The organism is Nocardia sp. NPDC047648, from assembly GCF_040642815.1.
Lineage (GTDB): Bacteria > Actinomycetota > Actinomycetes > Mycobacteriales > Mycobacteriaceae > Nocardia > Nocardia gamkensis.
This window is the reverse complement of sequence record NZ_JBEYSX010000008.1, coordinates 1-17,783: the sequence shown is the minus strand read 5'-3', so window position 1 is coordinate 17,783 and position 17,783 is coordinate 1. Positions and strand designations below refer to the sequence as shown.

The window sequence follows — 17,783 nt, the reverse complement described above, 5'->3', positions numbered from 1 at the left end:
GGGCGCCGAGCGGCGACAGTGCTCAGGGGAGGCGTTCGACCAGGTCGAACTTTCGTTGTTCGAAGCCCTTCGGCACGGTGTCGCGCACCGAGATCAGGGCGTGTGCCCAGGAGCCGAGGAGAGTGTGGTCGCCGACCGTGCGGCCGGGGACCGGTGTGGGGTCGGCGGTGAGCAAAGGCAACGGGTGGATGCGGTGGCGGACCTCGTTCTCCAGCACGGTCGCTTTGTCCACGAAGATCCGCATGTCGTGATTGAGCAGGTACCGGCCCACCGCCCCGTGTTCCGGGGGTAGCAGGGCGGCGACCGAATCGACTGTGTGAAAGAGGTTTTCGGTCTTCGGCGACCGTGGCGCACTCCGTCCCGCCCAGGTGACCCTGGCCGGTTCGGCGAGCAGTCGCTCGATTCCTTGGACCAGGTGGTGGCCGATCCTCGCGTGTTCCATGAGCCTGGCGCCCACGTCCACATAGCCGAGCACCCGGTGGTCGTCGGTGCGGAGTACCGCTCGATACAGCTGCCACACGTAGCCGTATTCCCTTCGGTGGTAGACGATTTCGTTGCATGCTCACACGCGATTGCGGTGTGGCGATTACAGCGGCGTTACCACCGTGGTGCGGCCCGACAGCCCCCTCTGGACGGGCAAATTGTCTATGGGGCTAGCGCGACGGCCATGCGGTGGGTTTGCGTGCCGCGCGCGCGGTCCAGCGCCCGTCGTCGTGGCGGACTTCCACCGGGTGCGCGAACGCCGCGGTGACGTTCTCGGTGGTGATCGTCCGCAGGGCCGGACCCGACGCGACGGCGTGGCCGTCGGCGATGAGCAGTGCGTGGGTCGTCGTGCTGGGAAGTTCCTCCAGGTGGTGGGTGACCAGGATGGAGGCGACGTCGGGGTGCGTCCGGTCCAGGGTGTCGAAGGTGTCCAGGAGTTGTTCGCGGGCCGCGACATCCAATCCGGTGGACGGTTCGTCGAACAGCAGCAGCCGCGGCTGCGCGATCAGCGCTCGGGCGATGAGCGTGCGGCCGCGCTCACCCTGGCTCAGTGTGGGCCAGAGTTCGTCCGCCTTTCCGGTCAGTCCGACCGTGTCGATCATCGTCTCGGCCCGGTCGCGCTGGTCGGCTGTCGGCGTCCAGCGCATGGGGGTATCGATGGTCGCGGTCAAGCCGGTCAGCACGACCTCGCGGATGGTCAGCGCGGAGCGCAGCGGGTGGCGCGGGTTCACCTGACCGATGCCCCGGCGCAGCCGCTGCAATTCGACGCGCCCGAGTTCCGCGCCGAGCACACGGACCGACCCCGAGGTCGGAAAGGTGACCGCGCCGCAGAAGCCCAGCAGCGTGCTCTTGCCCGCGCCGTTGGGGCCGAGCAGGGCCCAGCGTTCGCCCGCGCGCACGGTGAGCGAGATCCCGTTGATGATCTTCTTGCCGTCGCGGCGGAAGGTCACGTCGGTCAGTTCGAGCACCGGTTCGGTCACGTGAAAGCCTCTTTCAAGATGGTCAGGTGGGCGCGGCTGTACTCGGCGGCGGCGGCGGGATCGCGGGCGGCGATCGCGTCGGCGAGCTGTTGGTGCGCGGCGTGATCGGCCGGTTCCGAGGGCACCGGGCGGATCTTCAGCATGTCGATCATCGCCAGGCGCAGCCGGGGGAGGAAACTGTCGAACAACTGGGTCAGCACGTCGTTGTGGGCGGCGACGAGCACCGCCCGGTGGAACGCCATATCGGCGTCGACGTGCTCGGCCACCGGCTCGCCGTGCGCCTCGCGCGCGGCCAGCGCACGGCGAATGGCCCGCAGGTCGGCGGGGGTCCGCCGCTGGGCGGCGAGGGCGGCGGCCTCGGCCTCGATGGCGATGCGCGCTTCGATCACCGAGGCGATGGTGGCGCGGCGCAGCACCGTGTCCCACTCCTCGGTCGCATGCAGGGCGGTCACGAAGACGCCCGCGCCCTGGCGGCTGCCCAGTACGCCTTTCCCGGCCAGCTCGCGAATGGCCTCCCGCAGCGTCGAGCGGCCGACGCCGAGCTGTGCGGCCAGCGTGGTCTCACCGGGCAGGCGGTGACCCAACGGCCATTCGCCCGCCTGGATGCGGGCCAGGAGCACCTCGGCCGCCTGCGCGGCCAGCGGATGACGCCGTACCTGCGAGATCATCGGTACCTCTCTACTTGTCTGAGGAGTCGTGTAAAGTCTAGCCATCATGCGCACCATGCTTCTGCTTAGCCGCCACGGCGGGGCCTGAACGACCGGCCCCCCGCCGTGGGGCTTCGTCGTGGCCGGTCACCTCTCGTCGTGACGGCCGCAACGGCCAGGAAGCAGACCCATGACCAGCGCTTTCCCCACCATCGATACCCCCTCGGGCGACATGCCGGATCGGGCCCCGGCGTGGAATCGCCAGCGGCACTCCCGAATGCCCTCGCACCGCTACCGCGACATCTACCAGCGCGTCGAGGTCCCGCTCACCCGGCGGCAGTGGCCCGACGCGAGGATCACCCGAGCCCCGCTGTGGGTGCCGGTCGACCTGCGCGACGGCAACCAGGCACTCGCCGAGCCGATGGACCCGGCGCGCAAGCGGCGCTTCTTCGAACTCCTGATCGCCATGGGCTACAAGGAGATCGAGGTCGGCTACCCGTCGGCGTCGCAGACCGACTTCGACTTCGTCCGGCTCATCGCCGAGAACGATCTCGCGCCCGAGGACGTCACCATCGTCGTCTTCACCCCCGCCCGCCGCGATCTCATCGAGCGCACCGTCGCCTCGATCCGCGGCATCCCCAACGACGTGGTGATCCACCTGTACACCGCCACCGCTCCCGCTTGGCGTGACGTCGTGCTCGGCAAGGACCGTGCCGCGCTGCGCGAGTTGATCCTCGACGGCGGCCGCGCCGTGCTGGACTGCGCCGGGGACCTGCCGAACGTCCGGTTCGAGTTCTCACCCGAGGTGTTCAACCTGACCGAGCCCGACTACGTGCTCGACATCTGCGACCGGATGACGACCTTGTGGGACGCCACCGCGCGCAGGCCGGTCATCCTGAACCTGCCCGCCACCGTCGAGGTCGCCACCCCGAACGTGTACGCCGACCAGATCGAGTACATGCATCGCAATCTGGCCCGCCGCGACAGCGTCATCCTCTCGGTGCACCCGCACAACGATCGCGGTACCGGCGTGGCGTGCGCCGAGCTGGCGGTGCTCGCGGGCGCGCAACGCGTCGAGGGCTGCGTCTTCGGCAACGGCGAGCGCACCGGCAATGTCGACATCGCCACGCTGGCGCTGAACCTGCACGCGCAAGGCGTCGATCCGATGATCGACTTCTCCGACATCGACGAGATCCGGCGCACCGTCGAATACTGCACGCGCATGCCGATCCACGAACGCCACCCGTACGTCGGCGACCTGGTGCACACGGCGTTCTCCGGCACCCATCAGGACGCGATCAAGAAGGGAATGGCCGAGCATCGCGCCCGCTCCGCCGCGACGGGCATCGCGGAGCGCGCGCTCGACTGGCAGGTGCCCTACCTGCCCATCGATCCCGCCGACCTCGGCCGCAGCTACGACGCGGTGATCCGGGTCAATTCGCAGTCCGGTAAAGGCGGTATCGCCTACCTGCTGCACACCGAGTACGGCATGGACCTGCCGCGGCGCCTGCAGATCGATTTCGCCCGGCGCGTCCAAGCGCTCGCCGACGACACCGGTGCCGAGGTCACCGCCGCCGAACTGCGTGATCTGTTCGAGGCGAGCTATCTCGACGATCCGTCGTGGCTGGGGTTGAAGGACTGGCGCAGCACCGTCGACGGCGCGGAGACGAGCACCGAGATCACGCTGACCGTCGACGGTGTCACCCGCCGCACACGACGTCCGGGCGACCCGCTCGCGGTGCTGACCGAGGCGCTGGCCGACGCCGGATGCCCGATCGAGGTACTGGGTCTGACTCAGCAGTCGATCGGCTCGGACGACGCCGGATCGGCTCTCGCCTACCTGGAGTACCGCAGCGGCGAACACACCGGATGGTCCTGCGGCCGAGGCGAATCCGCCGTGGCGGCAGCGCTGGCAGCGGTTGTGCGCGCCGCCGGACGCTCGGCACGACGATGATCGTCTGACACGGTCGGTCCCCAGCGCTGGTGACCCGATCGAGGTGCTCGGCCGGTCCGGCACCTCGATCCGGTCCGGTGGCGCGAGCGCCACGCGCTTGACCATATCCTCGCTTCGATCGGCCGAGCACCCGGATTTCTGTCGTCAGAACATGCCGTGCGGAGTCCGGCCTGGCTCGGGCACCGGTTGCACGACGTCCCAGTGCTCGACGATCTTCCCGTCGACCATCCGCCAGATGTCGACAACCGCCTGGTCGGGCTCCGTTTCGCCGGGCAGGATCATGCGATAGTGCATGACCACGTACTCGTCGTCGGCGATCACCCGCGCGAGTTCCAGCGTCGATCCGGCCACAGGTGCCTTTGCGATGAACTCGAGGAAAGCTTCCTTACCCGAGGGGTTTCCGGGGCTGTGCTCGAGGAAGTCGTCGTGCAGCAGCGTCCGCAGCGCGTCTATGTTGCCCGCCGCGAATTCCGCGAAGCCGCGCATGGCCAGTTCCTTGTTGCGCAGTGCCGTGTTGTCGTTGGTCATGCCGCCGAGACTGACAGCGGGTGAACCGGGGTGTCGATTACATGGCAGGTAATGGCGGGTATGACCCGGTCGTCGGGATACTGGGCCGGTGAACGGTGATCGACCGGTCGGCGAGCTGCTGCGGGAGTGGCGGCACCGGCGGAAGCTGAGCCAGCTCGATCTGGCCATCCGGGCGGACGTGTCCGCCCGGCACGTCAGCTTCGTCGAGACCGGCCGCACGACACCCAGCCGATCCATGGTGCTGCACCTGGCCGAACAGCTGGACATCCCGCTGCGCGAGCGCAATCGCGTGCTGATCGCGGCGGGCCACGCTCCCGAGTTCCGGCGCCGCGACTGGACCGACCCCGCGCTGCGGCGCGCCCGCGACGCCGTGCAGCGGGTCCTGCGTCTACACGAACCGTATCCGGCGCTGGCGGTGGACCAGCGCTGGAATCTGGTGCAGGCCAACGACTGCGTGGGCGTGTTCTTCGACGACGTGGATCCGGATCTGCTCGAGCCGCCGATCAACATGATGCGACTCGGTCTGCACCCCGGCGGCTTCGCGCCCCGGCTTCGCAACCTCGACCAGGTCCGGGCCTTCCTCCTGCCCCGGCTGGGCCGCCAAGTCATGGCGACCGGGGATCCCGGACTGGCCGCGCTATACGAGGAGTTGCGGTCCTATGGCTCCCCGGGCAGTGCGGACAGCGACCCGGCGGAAATCACGTTGCCGATCCGGCTGTGTCACCGTGCCGCGGAACTGTCGTTCTTCAGCACGATCACGACCTTCGGCGCGGCCTTCGACATCACACTCGACGAGGTCGCCGTCGAGGCGTACTTTCCAGCCGACGACGAAACCGCTTCCTACCTGCGCGGACTGGCCGCACCAGGCCGGTGAGCGCCGGGCGGGATCAGCCGGACGCGGTGAACCGCTCGGCGGCTTCGCCCCGCAGGTAACCGGCGGGCAGCTTGCGCCCGCACAACACCAGCAGCAGGTCCTGGGCGCGGCCCGACAAGACCGTGCCGGAGCCGTAGCGGAAGTCCAGGTCGTCGGCGCGCAGTTCGATGCCGCCGAGTTTGGCGCCGAACAGCTTGGCGGTCCTTGGCTCGATCGTGTCCAGCACCATGCGCATCCGGTCCTCGGGCACCCGGCGGTCCAGCCCCAGCGCCACGGTGATATCCAGCCCGTGGATCACATCGTGGCTCAACGCGTTGGAAAGCCCGCCGCCCGGCGGCCGCCAGGGGTGATCGACGTTGTCCCACAGCGATTTCAGCAGGTCCGCCGCGCTGAGCGTGGCGGCGTCCACCCGGGCGGTGCGGTCGGCCATGCGGTTGAAGTTGCCGAACGCCGCGAGCATCCCCAGCGTGAATCGCGCGCTCGACAGGCGATACGGCATGGTGATGTGCGCGACTACTTCGCGTACCCGCCAGCCCGCGCACAGGGTCGGCGCATCCCAGCTCGCGGCATCCAGCCCGGCCAAGAGTTCGGCGAGTTCCGTCCGTTCCGCCGTCACCGCCCTTCGCACCTGGGTCTCGGTCATTCGTCCACCTCTCTTCGACGAGGGTGATCAAACCCCTCACGCCGTCGAGGCGCCACTCAGCGACGAAAATCGGCGGCCCGAGAACAGGCCGCGCGAGGCTACCGGATCGAGAGCAGACGAGTCCGCCGGACTGGTTTCGCGACGAAGACCGTGGTCAGCCGTAGAGGGCCCGGCGCGCCCGCCGGTACTCGGCGCGGATCTCTTGCCCGGTCGCGGCGTCGGCCGGTGCCGGAATCTCCGCGACCGAGCGCGCGGGCCAGGACGGCGGCCGGGACGCGCCGCTCAGCGCCCATGCCGCTTGCCGGGCCGCGCCGAGCGCGACGTACTCGGCCGGTTCCGGGATCGTCACCGTGACGCCGAAGATCTGCGCGGCGATCAGCGCGATCAGTCGTGAGCGCGCGCCGCCGCCGATGAGCAGCACGCGCCGCGGCGTCACCCCGATGCCGGTGAGATGGTCGAGCGCGTCGGCGAGATGGCACAGCACCCCCTCGAAAGCGGCCCGGGCCACCGTGGCGGGGCGCATGGCCTCCGGCCGTAAACCGTGCAGGCTGCCCACGGCGTGCGGAAGGTTGGGTGTGCGTTCACCGGCGAGGTAGGGCAGCAGGACCACGCCGTCCGCGCCCGCGGGCGCGGACGCGGCGAGTGATTCGAGCGTGGGCAGGTCCACGCCGAGCAGATCGGCGGTCGAGGTCAGCACGCGCGCGGCGTTGAGCGTGCAGACCAGCGGCAGGAATGCGCCGGTGGCGTCCGCGAAGCCGGCGACAGCGCCGCCGGCGTCGGCGGCGGGATGGCCTGCGCGAGCGAAGACCGTCCCGCTGGTGCCGAGCGAGACCACCACGTCGCCTTCCGCGATGCCCAACCCCAGCGCGGCCCCGGCGTTGTCGCCCGTTCCGGCGGCCACGAGTGTGCCAGACGGCGTCCGTCCGGCGGACTCCTCCGGGCCGAGGACCCGAGGCAGGGCCGGGCTGCGACCGCGCGAGGCCAGGGTGAGCAGATCCTCCCGATATCTGCCGAAGGCGGGTGACCAGTAGCCGGTGCCGGATGCGTCGCCCCGGTCGGTGGTCGGCTCGGGAATGCGTCCTCCTCCTCCGCCGCGCAGCCGCCAGGTCAAGTAGTCGTGCGGCAACAGGACGTGCGCGGTGCGATCGGCGAGTTCCGGCTCGTGGTCGGCCAGCCAGCGCAGCTTGGCGACGGTCAAGGCCGCCACCGGCACGCTGCCCACCGCATCGGCCCAAGCCTGCGGCCCGCCGAGGTCGGCGATCAGTTCCGCCGCCGCGCCGGCGGAGCGAAGGTCGTTCCACAGCAACGCGTCCCGCACCGGAACGCCCGCGGCGTCCAAGGCGACCAAGCCGTGCTGCTGCCCCGCGACGGCGATCGCGTCGACATGATCGAGCAGTCCCGCGCCCGCCGCGCGCAGCGCGTCCCACCAGGCGTCCGGGGCGACCTCGGTCCCTTCCGGGTGCGGGGCCTGCCCCCGCCCGAGGATCTCGCCGCTGTCCGCGTCGCAGACGACGACCTTGCACGACTGGGTGGAACTGTCGACTCCCGCGACCGTCGTCATCCGGCCTCGATCGTCTCGCGCACTCCCATACCGACCACCTTGCACCCGATCCGTCCCGCACCGGCGCATTTCGGGTATTCGGCCGCCGGATCGGGCAGACTGTCGCGGTGAGCATCGACCCCACCGACGTGCGCATCCGCACGGGAGACGGGACGCACCTGCCGGAATTGACCGAGGACGCGCTCGGCGACCTGCTCGACGAACCAGCCGGGCCGGAACACGCGATCCTCGAGCTCAGCCGCGCCGACCAGCACGAGATCCGCGCCAAGTTGCTGCCCGACGGTGTCTACGAACTCGAGCACCGGGCCGGTTCGGCGACGGAGTCCTTCCAGATGTACACCTCCGACCCGGTGCTGGTCCGCGATGTGCTGTGGTCTTGGCTGTCCGACGATCCGTGGTGGCACGACTCCGTCGCATGGTTCCCGATCGATCCGGCGATCGCGGAACTGCGCGCCGTGCAGGACGAACTCGCCGGGTTGCTCGACGGCCTGAGCGCGATGGACGATCTCACCGCCGGCATGGACGCGGCGCTGGCACGCGCCGACGAACTCCTCGCGCTGGACTTCCCCTCGAATCCGGACGACCCCGATCAGGCCTGATACCACCAAGCGGTGGTCGCCACCTCGGCGTCCTCCAACGGAAGATAGGTCTGCGCGTCCTGCCATCCGAGGGCCTGCACGGTGACGCGCAGTTCGCGTTCGAAACAGATCGGATCGCGCACGTGCCAGCGGTACATACCGAACCGCTGATCGGGTCGATAGATCTGCTCGGGCGGCAGCACCTGGTGCAGGCCGAGATACGGCGTGGAATACGTCCGATACATCCCGTCGAGGTCGAAGTTCCAGGCGCCGCCGAAATAGTCCTCGGTGCCCGTTCCGCAAATCGTGGGATGCTCGGCGTCCCCGTCGAGGAAGAACTTGACCTCGCCCTCGCCCCACCATCCCGGCGCGCCCGGGCGAATGGCGAGGTAGGTGCCGACGTAGCGGCCGGGCCCGGGCACCGTGTCGAGAATCGTGTGCACGGCCGGACTGCCCAAGCCGGTCGTCCGCGTCCACCGCGTGTGCAGATACCCCGCGTCGTCCGGCACGTCCTCTTCGGTGAAGGTCGCCTGGTAGTACACCGGAACCTCACGGCCGCAACGATTCTCCAGCGTGATTCGCGCACGGTGCCGGAACGGCATGGGCCAGTAGCTGTTCAGGCCGCCCGCGGGCGCGACCACCACCATCTCCGAACTCAGCAGGGCCGTCTCACCCCATCCGTTGCAGAAGAAGTCGCCGAGCGGCGCCTCGATCGCGGGCCGCTGCGCGTCGTCCCAGGTCATCCGCAGTGTCAGTGCGCGAAGGACGGAACGTTCGGTGGTCAGCCAGAAATGCCTGAACACGCCGGGGCCGGAAACGTCGGCCAGCGTGGCGGTCTCCCCGTGAGCGAGCGCGATCGAAGGCGAGATCTTCCATCCCGGGCCCAGCAGCCGCGCCGCGTGTGCTCCGGTGCCGTCGGTCGCCCGCGCGCCCGCGCCGGGCGCTCCCGTCGGGTTCTCGGCGCTGACCGACCGCGTTCGCGTGCCGTCCAGCCGCCACAGTTCTCCGCCCGGCGCGGTCACAATCCCGACCCCCCGTATCGAGGCGCGGTGGGCGCGAGCCCGGCTCCGCGCGCGGAGCCCACGAGCACGATGGAATGTGATGCGACGACGGAGTCGAAATTGTCCTGGGTCAGAGTGATCGTGGGCATGAAATCCTCATATCGTTCCGCGAACCGGCTCCGCATCGCCGCACGGGCGTTCAGGACGACGCACCCGCACGGCGCTGTTCGGCCGCGAGGAAATGCGCGATAGTCGTCGTGCGATCGTAGAGATCCCGGTAGTGCCGGTAGTACTCCTCGTATTTCGCTACGCGTTCGGGACGTGGCAGCACGGTGTCGACGACCGGATTCCACGCGGAGGTGTCGACTCCGGCGGCTTCGGCGGCGAGCAGAGCGTCACCGAGGCTCGCGCCGACGGTCTCGGCGGGCAACTGCTGGGGCAGCCCGGTGACATCGGAGACGATCCGGGTCCACAGGCCGCCTTTGGTGCCACCGCCCACGGCGACCAAGCGCGCCGCCCGTCCACCGGCTTCGGTCATGGCCTCGAGATTGTGCCGCACGCCATAGGCGATGCCCTCCAGTACCGCGCGGTAGAGCTCGGCCCGGCCGTGCCCGAGGGTGAGTCCCGCGACGATGCCACGTGCGTCCGGGTCGAACAGGGGAGTGCGCTCACCGGCGAAATAGGGCAGCGCGAGCAGCCCTCTGCTGCCCGCAGGCACGTCCGCGGCGGCGACGACGAGATCGGCGAACTCGCCGCCCACGAGTTTGCGCAGCCAGTCGGTGACCGCGCCGGAGGTGGCCATACCCGCGGCGAGGGTGTACGTGTCCGGCCAGGTGCCGCAGGTGCCCCAGAGGCCGGGATGCGGACGCGGGTCGGTGAGCACCTGCACCAGGAACATCGTGGTGCCGTACATGATCATCGCGTCGCCCGGGGCGCGGACGCCGACGCTGGCCGCCTCGGCCCAGGCGTCGATGGTCCCGGTGGTGACCGGCAGCCCGGCCGGAAGGCCCGTGGCGACCGCGGCGTCCGCGCTCACCCGGCCCACGATCTCGGTGGGCCAGGCCAGATCCGGCAGGGTCCAGCCCGGCACGATCCGCTCGGCCCAGTCCGTCGCCCACGCACGTGCGCGCAGGTCGTACAGCGGTACGCACTGACTGGCCGATTGGTGGTCCAGAACGTACCGGCCGGTGAGCCGGTACACCAGGAAAGAGCTCGCCATCAGCAGCAGCTCGGTGCGTGCGGCGACGTCCGGCTCGTGCCGGACCAGCCACCGCGCCTTCGGGCCGACGGCCTGGCTGGTCAGTGGCGATCCGGCGCGGTCGAGCACGGCCCGCGCGCCGAATTCCTCGTTCAGCTCGTTGATCTCGGTCCCGGCCCTGGTGTCGACACCGTAGAGGATGGCGGGGCGCAGCGGCGTGCCCCGGGCGTCGGCGGGCAGCAGGCACGGACCGATGCCGGATACCGCCAGACCGTCGAGCGTGGCGCCGTCGGCCGCCGCCACCAGGTCGCGGGCGAGTGCGACGAAGTCGGCCCACCACACTGTCTCCGCGTCGTGCTCGACCCATCCGGGGTGCGGCATGGAAACCTCGTGCGCCCGCTCGGCCCTGGCGAGAATAGTGCCGCGGGCATCGGTGAGCACGCCTTTGGAACTCGCGGTCCCGATGTCGATGCCGAGGAACATCGTCACCGCGTGAACTCGTCCACCGTGACGTCGAGCAACTCGCACGTCGCGCGGACGGCCGCCCGGTGGTCGCCGGGCACCGCGTGGATGTGGTTGGCGCCGAAGCGGTTCAGGAAGTCCTCGGCGCGCGCGTCCAGCCGGGCGAACGCGTGCGGCCACTCCCGGGTCGACTGCTTCATCAGCGCCTCGTTGGTCTGCTGGTCGTAGTGCTCGAACTCGCCGAGCATCAGCTGCATGCGGTAGTCGCCGTCGAGACGGGTCAGCCGCGCGAGGGTCATCCGGCCCGGGGCGGCCAGATGGTGCACCGAGGCGCCGCCGGCGGGAAAGAAGAAGACCTCCGGGTACAGGTGCACCTTCGCCAGATTCTCGGCGGGATCGGCGCTGCGCGCGGCGAACCAGGTGGCGTGCTGGCCGGAATTGCAGAGGTCCCAGATGTCGCGATCGGCGTGATAGTGCCGGACGTCGGCGAACAGCACCGGGGTGCCCGCGATCCGCTTGAGCAGTTGCATGGTCAGCGCACCGTCCATGTCCGCCTCGGTGGCGCAGACGTGCGGTTCCTTCGGGCCGTTCCAGTCGTAGGGATCGTTGAGGAACGCCTCGGTGATATCCATGGTGGCGAAATACTGGGTGAGTTCGGGCTGCCCCTTGATACCCGAGAAGTCCAGTCGCCATTCGGAGATCAATTCGCGTACCGCCAGATAGGACCGGATCTGGCGTTCCAGTAGTTGCGGGGTGAGCTTCGCCCCGTCGTAGTGCACGCCCGCGGTGTGCCGCTCCAGCCACTCGCGTGCGGCCCGCGCCTCGCCCGCGTCGGCCAGTTCGGCACGCCGCACGATCTCCCACTGATCGATTTCCTCGACGTCGATGCCGAACTGCCGCTGCCACTGATCGGTATTGGCGACCGCGGTGTTCATGCCCATCGGCCGCCCGCCGAAGCGCCCGAATGTCGAACCGCGCAAGCCCGATACGGCGGCCGCGGCCCGCGCCCGCACGCCGATGGCCTCGACGAGTTCGGGATCGGACGGATCACCCCACAGCCTGCTGTGTCTGCGCCCGATCTGATCCAGGGCGCCGCCCGCGGCGAGCATGCCGACCATCCCGGGCTGCACCGGGTCGATATTCGACAGCAGCAGCAGCGGCCCGGGGATGGCGCCCGCCGCGAGCATGGTGAAATGCGGGAACGCCCAGACGGCATAGTGCAGGACGGTCAGATCGACGCCCGCCGCCGCGACGGTGCGCGCCACCGAGGTAGCCAGCGCGTTGTCGCTGATCGGCGCCGCGCCGCGGACCACATCGTGTCCGGCCGCCGCCAGCGCGGCCACCAGCCGATCCTCGGTGGAGGCGATGAAATCGGCGATGCCCGCATGCACATAGTCGCGGCCATCGGAAACACTGATAACGCCGATACGGGCCATGCCGGTCCCTCCCGTAGGTGGGGTGATCGGAGAGTTCGACTCGATCAACAGATACCAGCCGCGACCGAGCCCGGAGACGCCTTTCGCCGAATTCGCGCTCGGCCCCGTTCTCGGACCGCTTAGCGCGGAACCGTTTTGACCACGCGCGACTGCGGAAAGTCGAGCGGCGCCAGATGGACGCCGCCCTGGCCCCAGCCCGCACTGGTGATCCACCAGCGGCCGTCCGCGCCGATCACTTCGGCGGCGTGCGCCGCGATGTGGCCGACCTTGTCTCCGATGCGGAAGCGGAAAGGACTGTCACTGCGGAAGACGTCGGTGCCGACGTAATGCGGGCGCGGACCGATGAACAGGTACCACCATCCGTCGTGCCGCAGGACGTAAGGCGATTCGGTGTTGCCCGCCTCGGTGCCTTTGGTCGGGTCCGTGTACGCGATGTGGCGTTCACCCCAGTGCACGAGGTCGGTACTGGTGCGATAGGCGACGACGTGGTGACCGCCCGTCGGGGCGCTGGTCGCGCAGTAGTACATCACCCATTGGTCGCCCACGCGCACCACCATCGGGTCGCGAGCGTCGTATCCGTCGCGGAACAGCGGGCCCGCGGGCGAGCGGGTCCATCGGAAGAGATCGCGCGACGTCGCCAGGTTCATCGCCGCGGCGGTGCGGTCGGCTCCGCCCGCCGCGTAGAACATGTAGTACCGCTCGTGGGCGCCGACCACGTAAGGCGCCCACAGATGGGTTTCGCCGTAGTTCCGATCCACCAGCAACGCACGCTCGCGCGTGGTCCAGGGCCCGTGCAGCCGGTCCGCGGTGGCGTGGGCGAACTCGGTCTCGTCGAACGGGTCGGCGGGCTCCGGGTGAGTGATGCCGAAGAGGTGCCAGCGCCCGGCGTCGTCGCGGACGATCGTGTGATCGTTGATGTACCAGGCTTCCGATTCGCCGACGCCCGGGTCGTAGATCCGCGCGAAAGCTCCCGCCCGGACCACCTCCCGTGTCGTCATAGGTTCATGATGCCGCCGCGGTAGACGTCCCTGTGCGGTATCGGTCCGATGGAACTCGGCTGCTCGATGCTTCGGCAGCCGAGATCCGTGCGATGACGCTATGACTTTCCGCGGGCGGTCAGGCGCGGACGCCGACGCTGCGCCGCAAGTATTCCGCGGTCAGCGACCGGTCGTCCGCCAGGAGGGCCGCCGGGGTCCCCGCGAAAACTATTTCGCCGCCGTGCTTTCCGCCGTCCGGTCCGAGATCGATCACCCAGTCGGCCCGGGCGACGACGTCGAGGTCGTGTTCGATGACGATCACCGTGTTGCCCGCGTCTACCAGCCGGTCCAGCAGCCCGACCAGCGTGTCGACATCGGCCATGTGCAGTCCGGTGGTCGGCTCGTCGAGCACGTAGATACCGGATCCGCTGCGCCGCTGGAGATGATCCGCCAGCTTGATGCGCTGGCGCTCGCCACCGGACAGCGACGTGAGCGCGCGGCCGAGGGTGAGATAGCCGAGACCGACGTCGAGCAGCGCCCGCAACGGCGTGAGCACGCGCCGGTCTCCGTCTCCGGCCCAGAACTCCAGCGCCTCCTCGGCGGGCATCTCCAGGACGTCGGCGATCGACGCCCCGCGAATCTCGTAGGCGAGCGCTTCCTGGCGATACCTGCGTCCGTGGCAGGCCCGGCACACCGTGGTGACCGGATCCATGTACGCGAGGTCGGTGAAGATCACTCCCGCGCCATCGCATTCGCCGCAGGCGCCGTCGGAGTTGAAACTGAACAAGCCCGGCCGCACACCGTGCCGCTTGGCGAAGAGCTGGCGCAGCGGGTCCATGATGCCGAGATAGGTGGCCGGGCTGGAGCGCCGGGATGCGGCGATGGCCGCTTGGTCCACCGCGATGACCTGCGGATGCGCGGCGACGAACGCGCCGGAAACCAGCGTGCTCTTCCCGGAACCCGCCACGCCGGTCACCGCAGTGAGCACGCCCGTCGGAAACCGCGCGGTGAGGCTCTTCAGGTTGTAGGCGTCGGCATCGGTGACGGTCAGCCATCCCGTCGGCTCGCGGACGTCGTCCTTCACTCGCCGCGCCCGGCGCAATCCCGCACCGGTCGCCGTCGGTGCGGTCCGGAGCTGATCGACCGTGCCTTGGAACACGACCCGCCCGCCGCGCGAACCGGCCCCCGGCCCCATGTCGACCACATGGTCGGCGACGTCGATGACGTCGGGGGAGTGCTCCACCACCAGGACGGTGTTCCCCTTGTCGCGCAGCCGGCTCAGCAGAGTGTTCAGCCGCCCCACGTCGCGCGGATGCATACCGACGCTGGGCTCGTCGAAGATGTAGGTCATACCGGTGAGGCTGGAGCCCAGATGCCGGACCACCTTCAGGCGCTGCGCCTCGCCGCCGGAGAGGGTCGCGGTTTCCCGATCGAGCGACAGGTAGCCGAGCCCGACCTCCTCGATCCGGCGCAACCGCCCGATGGCCGCCTGCGCGATCGGTCGAGCCACCGGATCGTCCAGCCCCGCGAGCACCTCGATGAGATCGGTGATCTCCAGCCTGCCGTAGTCGGCGATGCCGAGGCCATCGATCCGGCTCGCCAGCGCGTCGGCGTTGAGCCGGGCGCCTTTGCAGTCCGGGCAGATCTCCTCGGTGACCACGGCGCGGGCGGCCGCGCGATTCCGGTCCGACAGCGCGGTGAGATCGCGCTTGACGTAGAGGCGGTCGAATCGTTCAAGCAGGCCCTCGTAGGCGTTGTTCCCCGCTGATCCGTTCCGGTTCTTGCGCGGCACCCGGAACCCCTTGCCGTGCAGGAACAACTGCCACTCCTGGGTGGTGAAGTCCCGCAGTGGCTTGTCCGGGTCGAACAGTCCCGACTCGGCGTAGAGCTGCCATTGGAAGGTTCCGACCGCGAACGGACCGAAGGTGATGGCTCCCTCGTTCAGCGACTTGCCGGTATCGATGAGCTTGCCCAGATCCGGGCGCACCACATGGCCCAGACCGCCGCACGCGGGGCACATGCCCAGCGGGTCGTTGAACGAATAGCGCGTCGCCTCGCCCGCGCTCGGCACGCTGTGCCGGGAGAACAGCACGCGGATGACCGACTGGATATCCGTCATGGTCCCCACCGTGGAACGGGAATTGCCGCCGATCGGCTTCTGGTCGACGACTACGGCGGGCGCGAGATTGTCGATCGCGTCGGCCTCCGGCCGCTCGTACTTGGGCAGCCGGTTGCGAATGAACCAGGTGAAGGTCTCGTTGAGCTGCCGCTGCGATTCGACCGCCACGGTCCCGAAGACGATCGACGACTTACCCGAACCGGAGACGCCGGTGAAGACCACGATCTTGCCCTCGGGGATCGTCAGCGACACGTCCCGGAGGTTGTTCTCCCTGGCCCCGACGATGCTGATGGTGTCTCGATGAGCATGCACGAGCCTCACGCTAGAAGCTGATGAGGTCAGGTTCTGTCCTCCTTCCCGGCCATACTGGAACCCGTGACCCAGACCGCCGCGCGCCTGCTCCAACTGCTGTCGCTGCTGCAAACTCGCCGCGAATGGAGCGGCCCGGAGCTGGCCGCGCGGCTCGGGGTCACCGTGCGGACGGTGCGCCGCGACGTGGAGCGCCTGCGCGAGCTGGAATATCCCGTGGTCGCCTCCCTCGGCGCGATAGGCGGATACCGCTTGGAAGCGGGCGCCGCGCTGCCGCCGCTGCTGCTCGACGACGAGGAGGCGGTCGCGATCACCCTCGGGCTGCGTGGCGCGGCGCAGGGCGCGATCGCGGGTATCGAGGAATCAGCTGCCCGCGCCTTGGTGAAACTGCAGCAGGTGCTGCCGTCGCGATTGCGCCGCCGGGTCGACGCGATAGACACCACCACCGTCTCGCTCGGCGGGCCCCCGGCCGGTCCGATGGTCGATCCGGAGGTGCTCGTCGCCTTGGCCGCCGCCGCGCGCGACGGCGAACGGATCCGCTTCCGCTACCGGGACAAGGTCGACGCGGAAACCGGCCGCCTCACCGAACCGCACAGTCTGGTCTCCGCCGGTCGCCGCTGGTATCTGGTCGCATGGGACGTCGATCGCGCGGATTGGCGCACCTTCCGGGTGGATCGGCTGACCTCTCCACAGCCCACCGGAATACGGTGCGCTGCCCGCGCCCTGCCCGCCGAGGACGCGGCAGCCTTCGTCACCAGCCAATTGGCCCGCACCAGGCCGGTCCGCCGAGTGGTCCTGCGCGTGCACGCGGGCGCCGAAACCCTCGCCGACGCGTTCCGCGTGCGCGCGGAGGAGATCGAACCGCTGGATGCGCACACCTGCCTGCTGCGCACCTCGGCCGATTCCCTGGAGTGGACCGCACTGCGCATCGCCCACCTGGACCTGGACTTCGAGGTCGTCGAACCACCCGAGATGAGGGATCTCCTCGCCGGCCTCGGCGCGAAACTGCTTCGTGCTGCTGCCGTCCCGCAGTGAGTGGCAGCACGCCCGCCGGACGAATAATGACCTGACCGGCATCGAGAGCGGCACTACGGTGCTGCGCACGACGCTATCGATAGACGACAGCTTGGAGATCAACGACCTCATCGCCGCACACGGTCACCTCATGGACGCCGGGGAACTCGATCGGATGGACGAGTTGTTCACTCCGGACGTCGTCTACGACCTCACCGAGCTGGGATTCGGTGAACTGCGCGGCATCACCGCGCTGCGCGAAGCGGCGCTCGCGCTCGGCGACGCGAATCCGGTCGGACACCACATCACCAATGTCCTCATCACCCAGAACGACGCGGGCACGGTCGGGGTGCGGTCCAAGGGAATCGGCATCAGCGCCGACGGCGGTTGCGGGAGCGTGACATACGAAGACGTCGTGGTGCGGGAATCCGCCGGATGGCGGATCTCCTACCGCAAGGTCGTGCCGCGTCGAGCTCCATTGGGCGGCTGACCGGGATTGCCGAACGAGCAATCGAAACGATCTTGTCGTGGCCTGAATCACATTTGTGTCATTCCGTCGGGCGCACGCCCACCGGCGCGCCTCTGACCTGCGAAAAGGCACGCTGGACAGGCGATTTGACGTAGCGTTTTCCGCCGCGTAACTTTATCCAAGTCAGAGCGACACGGACACCGACCCGGAGCCGAGAAGCGAGGCGGAGACGCCGAGCGGATGGACCGGGAAACGAGGTAGGACGAGGAGCGCCTGGCCATCACATGGCTCGAACGGGAGCCCGATTTTGATCGGGTGAACGAATGGGCTAAGCTGGAAAAGTTGCCTCACTGAAGTTCCGAAAATGTTCGGAGTGAATGTGTGTGCGTGTGTTCTTTGAGAACTCAATAGTGTGTCGATGAATGTCAGTGCCAAATGTTTTATTTGGTTCCGGCCTTTCACCCCCCGTGTGGAGGGTCGGACATTTTTGTCAGCTTTTTGCTGGCGATTGTTTTGCTGGGTTTTCGGACTCTGGTTTTTGATCTGATTG

At 69.0% G+C, this 17,783-nt stretch carries 17 protein-coding genes; 5 read left to right on the top strand and 12 right to left on the bottom strand.

What is annotated here, in order from left to right; all coding sequences use genetic code 11:
* Positions 1 to 22 precede the first annotated feature (22 nt).
* The 3 genes from ABZ803_RS18115 to ABZ803_RS18105 all read right to left on the bottom strand — a co-directional run bounded on the left by ABZ803_RS18115 (position 23) and on the right by ABZ803_RS18105 (position 2,131).
* On the bottom strand, positions 23 to 520 hold the full coding sequence (locus tag ABZ803_RS18115; RefSeq protein ID WP_357039053.1) for a hypothetical protein: 498 nt from the start codon (positions 518 to 520) through the stop codon (positions 23 to 25).
* A gap of 133 nt (positions 521 to 653) precedes the next feature.
* Positions 654 to 1,463 carry an ATP-binding cassette domain-containing protein gene (locus ABZ803_RS18110; protein WP_357039050.1) on the bottom strand — a complete coding sequence of 270 codons (810 nt, stop codon included), beginning with the start codon at positions 1,461 to 1,463 and terminating at the stop codon, positions 654 to 656.
* Positions 1,460 to 2,131: an FCD domain-containing protein gene (locus ABZ803_RS18105; RefSeq protein ID WP_357039047.1), complete on the bottom strand. Its 672-nt coding sequence runs from the start codon at positions 2,129 to 2,131 to the stop codon at positions 1,460 to 1,462. The genes ABZ803_RS18110 and ABZ803_RS18105 overlap by 4 nt, the downstream gene beginning before the upstream one ends.
* A 211-nt stretch (positions 2,132 to 2,342) precedes the next feature.
* Between ABZ803_RS18105 and ABZ803_RS18100 the strand changes: the two genes are divergently transcribed.
* On the top strand, positions 2,343 to 4,064 hold the full coding sequence (locus ABZ803_RS18100; RefSeq protein WP_357039909.1) for a 2-isopropylmalate synthase: 1,722 nt from the start codon (positions 2,343 to 2,345) through the stop codon (positions 4,062 to 4,064).
* A gap of 144 nt (positions 4,065 to 4,208) precedes the next feature.
* Here ABZ803_RS18100 and ABZ803_RS18095 read toward each other — a convergent pair whose 3' ends face one another.
* Positions 4,209 to 4,592 carry a nuclear transport factor 2 family protein gene (locus ABZ803_RS18095; protein WP_357039044.1) on the bottom strand — a complete coding sequence of 128 codons (384 nt, stop codon included), beginning with the start codon at positions 4,590 to 4,592 and terminating at the stop codon, positions 4,209 to 4,211.
* A gap of 88 nt (positions 4,593 to 4,680) precedes the next feature.
* Here ABZ803_RS18095 and ABZ803_RS18090 point away from each other — a divergent pair, with 88 nt between their 5' ends.
* Positions 4,681 to 5,466 carry a helix-turn-helix transcriptional regulator gene (locus ABZ803_RS18090; protein ID WP_357039041.1) on the top strand — a complete coding sequence of 262 codons (786 nt, stop codon included), beginning with the start codon at positions 4,681 to 4,683 and terminating at the stop codon, positions 5,464 to 5,466.
* 13 nt (positions 5,467 to 5,479) lie between these two features.
* On the opposite strand, the gene ABZ803_RS18085 is transcribed toward ABZ803_RS18090, so the two are convergent.
* Together ABZ803_RS18085 and xylB are read right to left on the bottom strand one after the other, a co-directional pair.
* Positions 5,480 to 6,109, bottom strand: a complete 630-nt coding sequence (locus ABZ803_RS18085; RefSeq protein ID WP_357039038.1) for a maleylpyruvate isomerase family mycothiol-dependent enzyme — start codon at positions 6,107 to 6,109, stop codon at positions 5,480 to 5,482.
* Positions 6,110 to 6,263: 154 nt separating this feature from the next.
* Positions 6,264 to 7,670, bottom strand: a complete 1,407-nt coding sequence (xylB, locus tag ABZ803_RS18080; protein ID WP_357039035.1) for a xylulokinase — start codon at positions 7,668 to 7,670, stop codon at positions 6,264 to 6,266.
* Between the two features lie 107 nt (positions 7,671 to 7,777).
* On the opposite strand from xylB, the gene ABZ803_RS18075 reads away from it, so the two are divergent.
* Complete coding sequence (locus ABZ803_RS18075) at positions 7,778 to 8,269, top strand: hypothetical protein (RefSeq protein WP_357039032.1); 492 nt, start codon at positions 7,778 to 7,780, stop codon at positions 8,267 to 8,269.
* Here ABZ803_RS18075 and ABZ803_RS18070 read toward each other — a convergent pair.
* The 5 genes from ABZ803_RS18070 to ABZ803_RS18050 form a co-directional block, all read right to left on the bottom strand.
* Positions 8,260 to 9,270: a glycoside hydrolase family 172 protein gene (locus ABZ803_RS18070; RefSeq protein ID WP_357039029.1), complete on the bottom strand. Its 1,011-nt coding sequence runs from the start codon at positions 9,268 to 9,270 to the stop codon at positions 8,260 to 8,262. The genes ABZ803_RS18075 and ABZ803_RS18070 overlap by 10 nt on opposite strands.
* 178 nt (positions 9,271 to 9,448) lie before the next feature.
* Positions 9,449 to 10,930 carry an FGGY-family carbohydrate kinase gene (locus ABZ803_RS18065; protein WP_357039906.1) on the bottom strand — a complete coding sequence of 494 codons (1,482 nt, stop codon included), beginning with the start codon at positions 10,928 to 10,930 and terminating at the stop codon, positions 9,449 to 9,451.
* 2 nt (positions 10,931 to 10,932) lie between these two features.
* Positions 10,933 to 12,345: an L-fucose/L-arabinose isomerase family protein gene (locus ABZ803_RS18060; RefSeq protein ID WP_357039026.1), complete on the bottom strand. Its 1,413-nt coding sequence runs from the start codon at positions 12,343 to 12,345 to the stop codon at positions 10,933 to 10,935.
* Positions 12,346 to 12,464: 119 nt separating this feature from the next.
* Positions 12,465 to 13,343, bottom strand: a complete 879-nt coding sequence (locus tag ABZ803_RS18055; RefSeq protein WP_357039023.1) for a glycosyl hydrolase family 32 — start codon at positions 13,341 to 13,343, stop codon at positions 12,465 to 12,467.
* 118 nt (positions 13,344 to 13,461) lie between these two features.
* Entirely contained in the window at positions 13,462 to 15,753 is a 2,292-nt protein-coding gene (locus tag ABZ803_RS18050) for an excinuclease ABC subunit UvrA (protein WP_357039020.1), read from the bottom strand.
* A gap of 63 nt (positions 15,754 to 15,816) precedes the next feature.
* On the opposite strand from ABZ803_RS18050, the gene ABZ803_RS18045 reads away from it, so the two are divergent.
* Together ABZ803_RS18045 and ABZ803_RS18040 are read left to right on the top strand one after the other, a co-directional pair.
* Complete coding sequence (locus ABZ803_RS18045) at positions 15,817 to 16,785, top strand: WYL domain-containing protein (RefSeq protein WP_357039017.1); 969 nt, start codon at positions 15,817 to 15,819, stop codon at positions 16,783 to 16,785.
* Positions 16,763 to 17,254 (top strand): nuclear transport factor 2 family protein, encoded by a 492-nt coding sequence (locus ABZ803_RS18040; RefSeq protein ID WP_357039014.1) that lies wholly within the window; start codon positions 16,763 to 16,765, stop codon positions 17,252 to 17,254. The genes ABZ803_RS18045 and ABZ803_RS18040 overlap by 23 nt, the downstream gene beginning before the upstream one ends.
* 162 nt (positions 17,255 to 17,416) lie before the next feature.
* Here the strand turns inward: ABZ803_RS18040 and ABZ803_RS18035 are convergent.
* Positions 17,417 to 17,783: hypothetical protein (locus tag ABZ803_RS18035; RefSeq protein WP_357039011.1), on the bottom strand; the 367-nt coding region annotated here is incomplete at its 5' end.

Coding starts and splice junctions, on each gene's coding strand:
- ABZ803_RS18085 (WP_357039038.1), bottom strand. CDS start 6,109: ATGACCGAGACCCAGGTGCGAAGGGCGGTGACGGCGGAACGGACGGAA.
- ABZ803_RS18065 (WP_357039906.1), bottom strand. CDS start 10,930: ATGTTCCTCGGCATCGACATCGGGACCGCGAGTTCCAAAGGCGTGCTC.
- ABZ803_RS18105 (WP_357039047.1), bottom strand. CDS start 2,131: ATGATCTCGCAGGTACGGCGTCATCCGCTGGCCGCGCAGGCGGCCGAG.
- ABZ803_RS18095 (WP_357039044.1), bottom strand. CDS start 4,592: ATGACCAACGACAACACGGCACTGCGCAACAAGGAACTGGCCATGCGC.
- ABZ803_RS18055 (WP_357039023.1), bottom strand. CDS start 13,343: ATGACGACACGGGAGGTGGTCCGGGCGGGAGCTTTCGCGCGGATCTAC.
- xylB (WP_357039035.1), bottom strand. CDS start 7,670: ATGACGACGGTCGCGGGAGTCGACAGTTCCACCCAGTCGTGCAAGGTC.
- ABZ803_RS18100 (WP_357039909.1), top strand. CDS start 2,343: ATGCCGGATCGGGCCCCGGCGTGGAATCGCCAGCGGCACTCCCGAATG.
- ABZ803_RS18060 (WP_357039026.1), bottom strand. CDS start 12,345: ATGGCCCGTATCGGCGTTATCAGTGTTTCCGATGGCCGCGACTATGTG.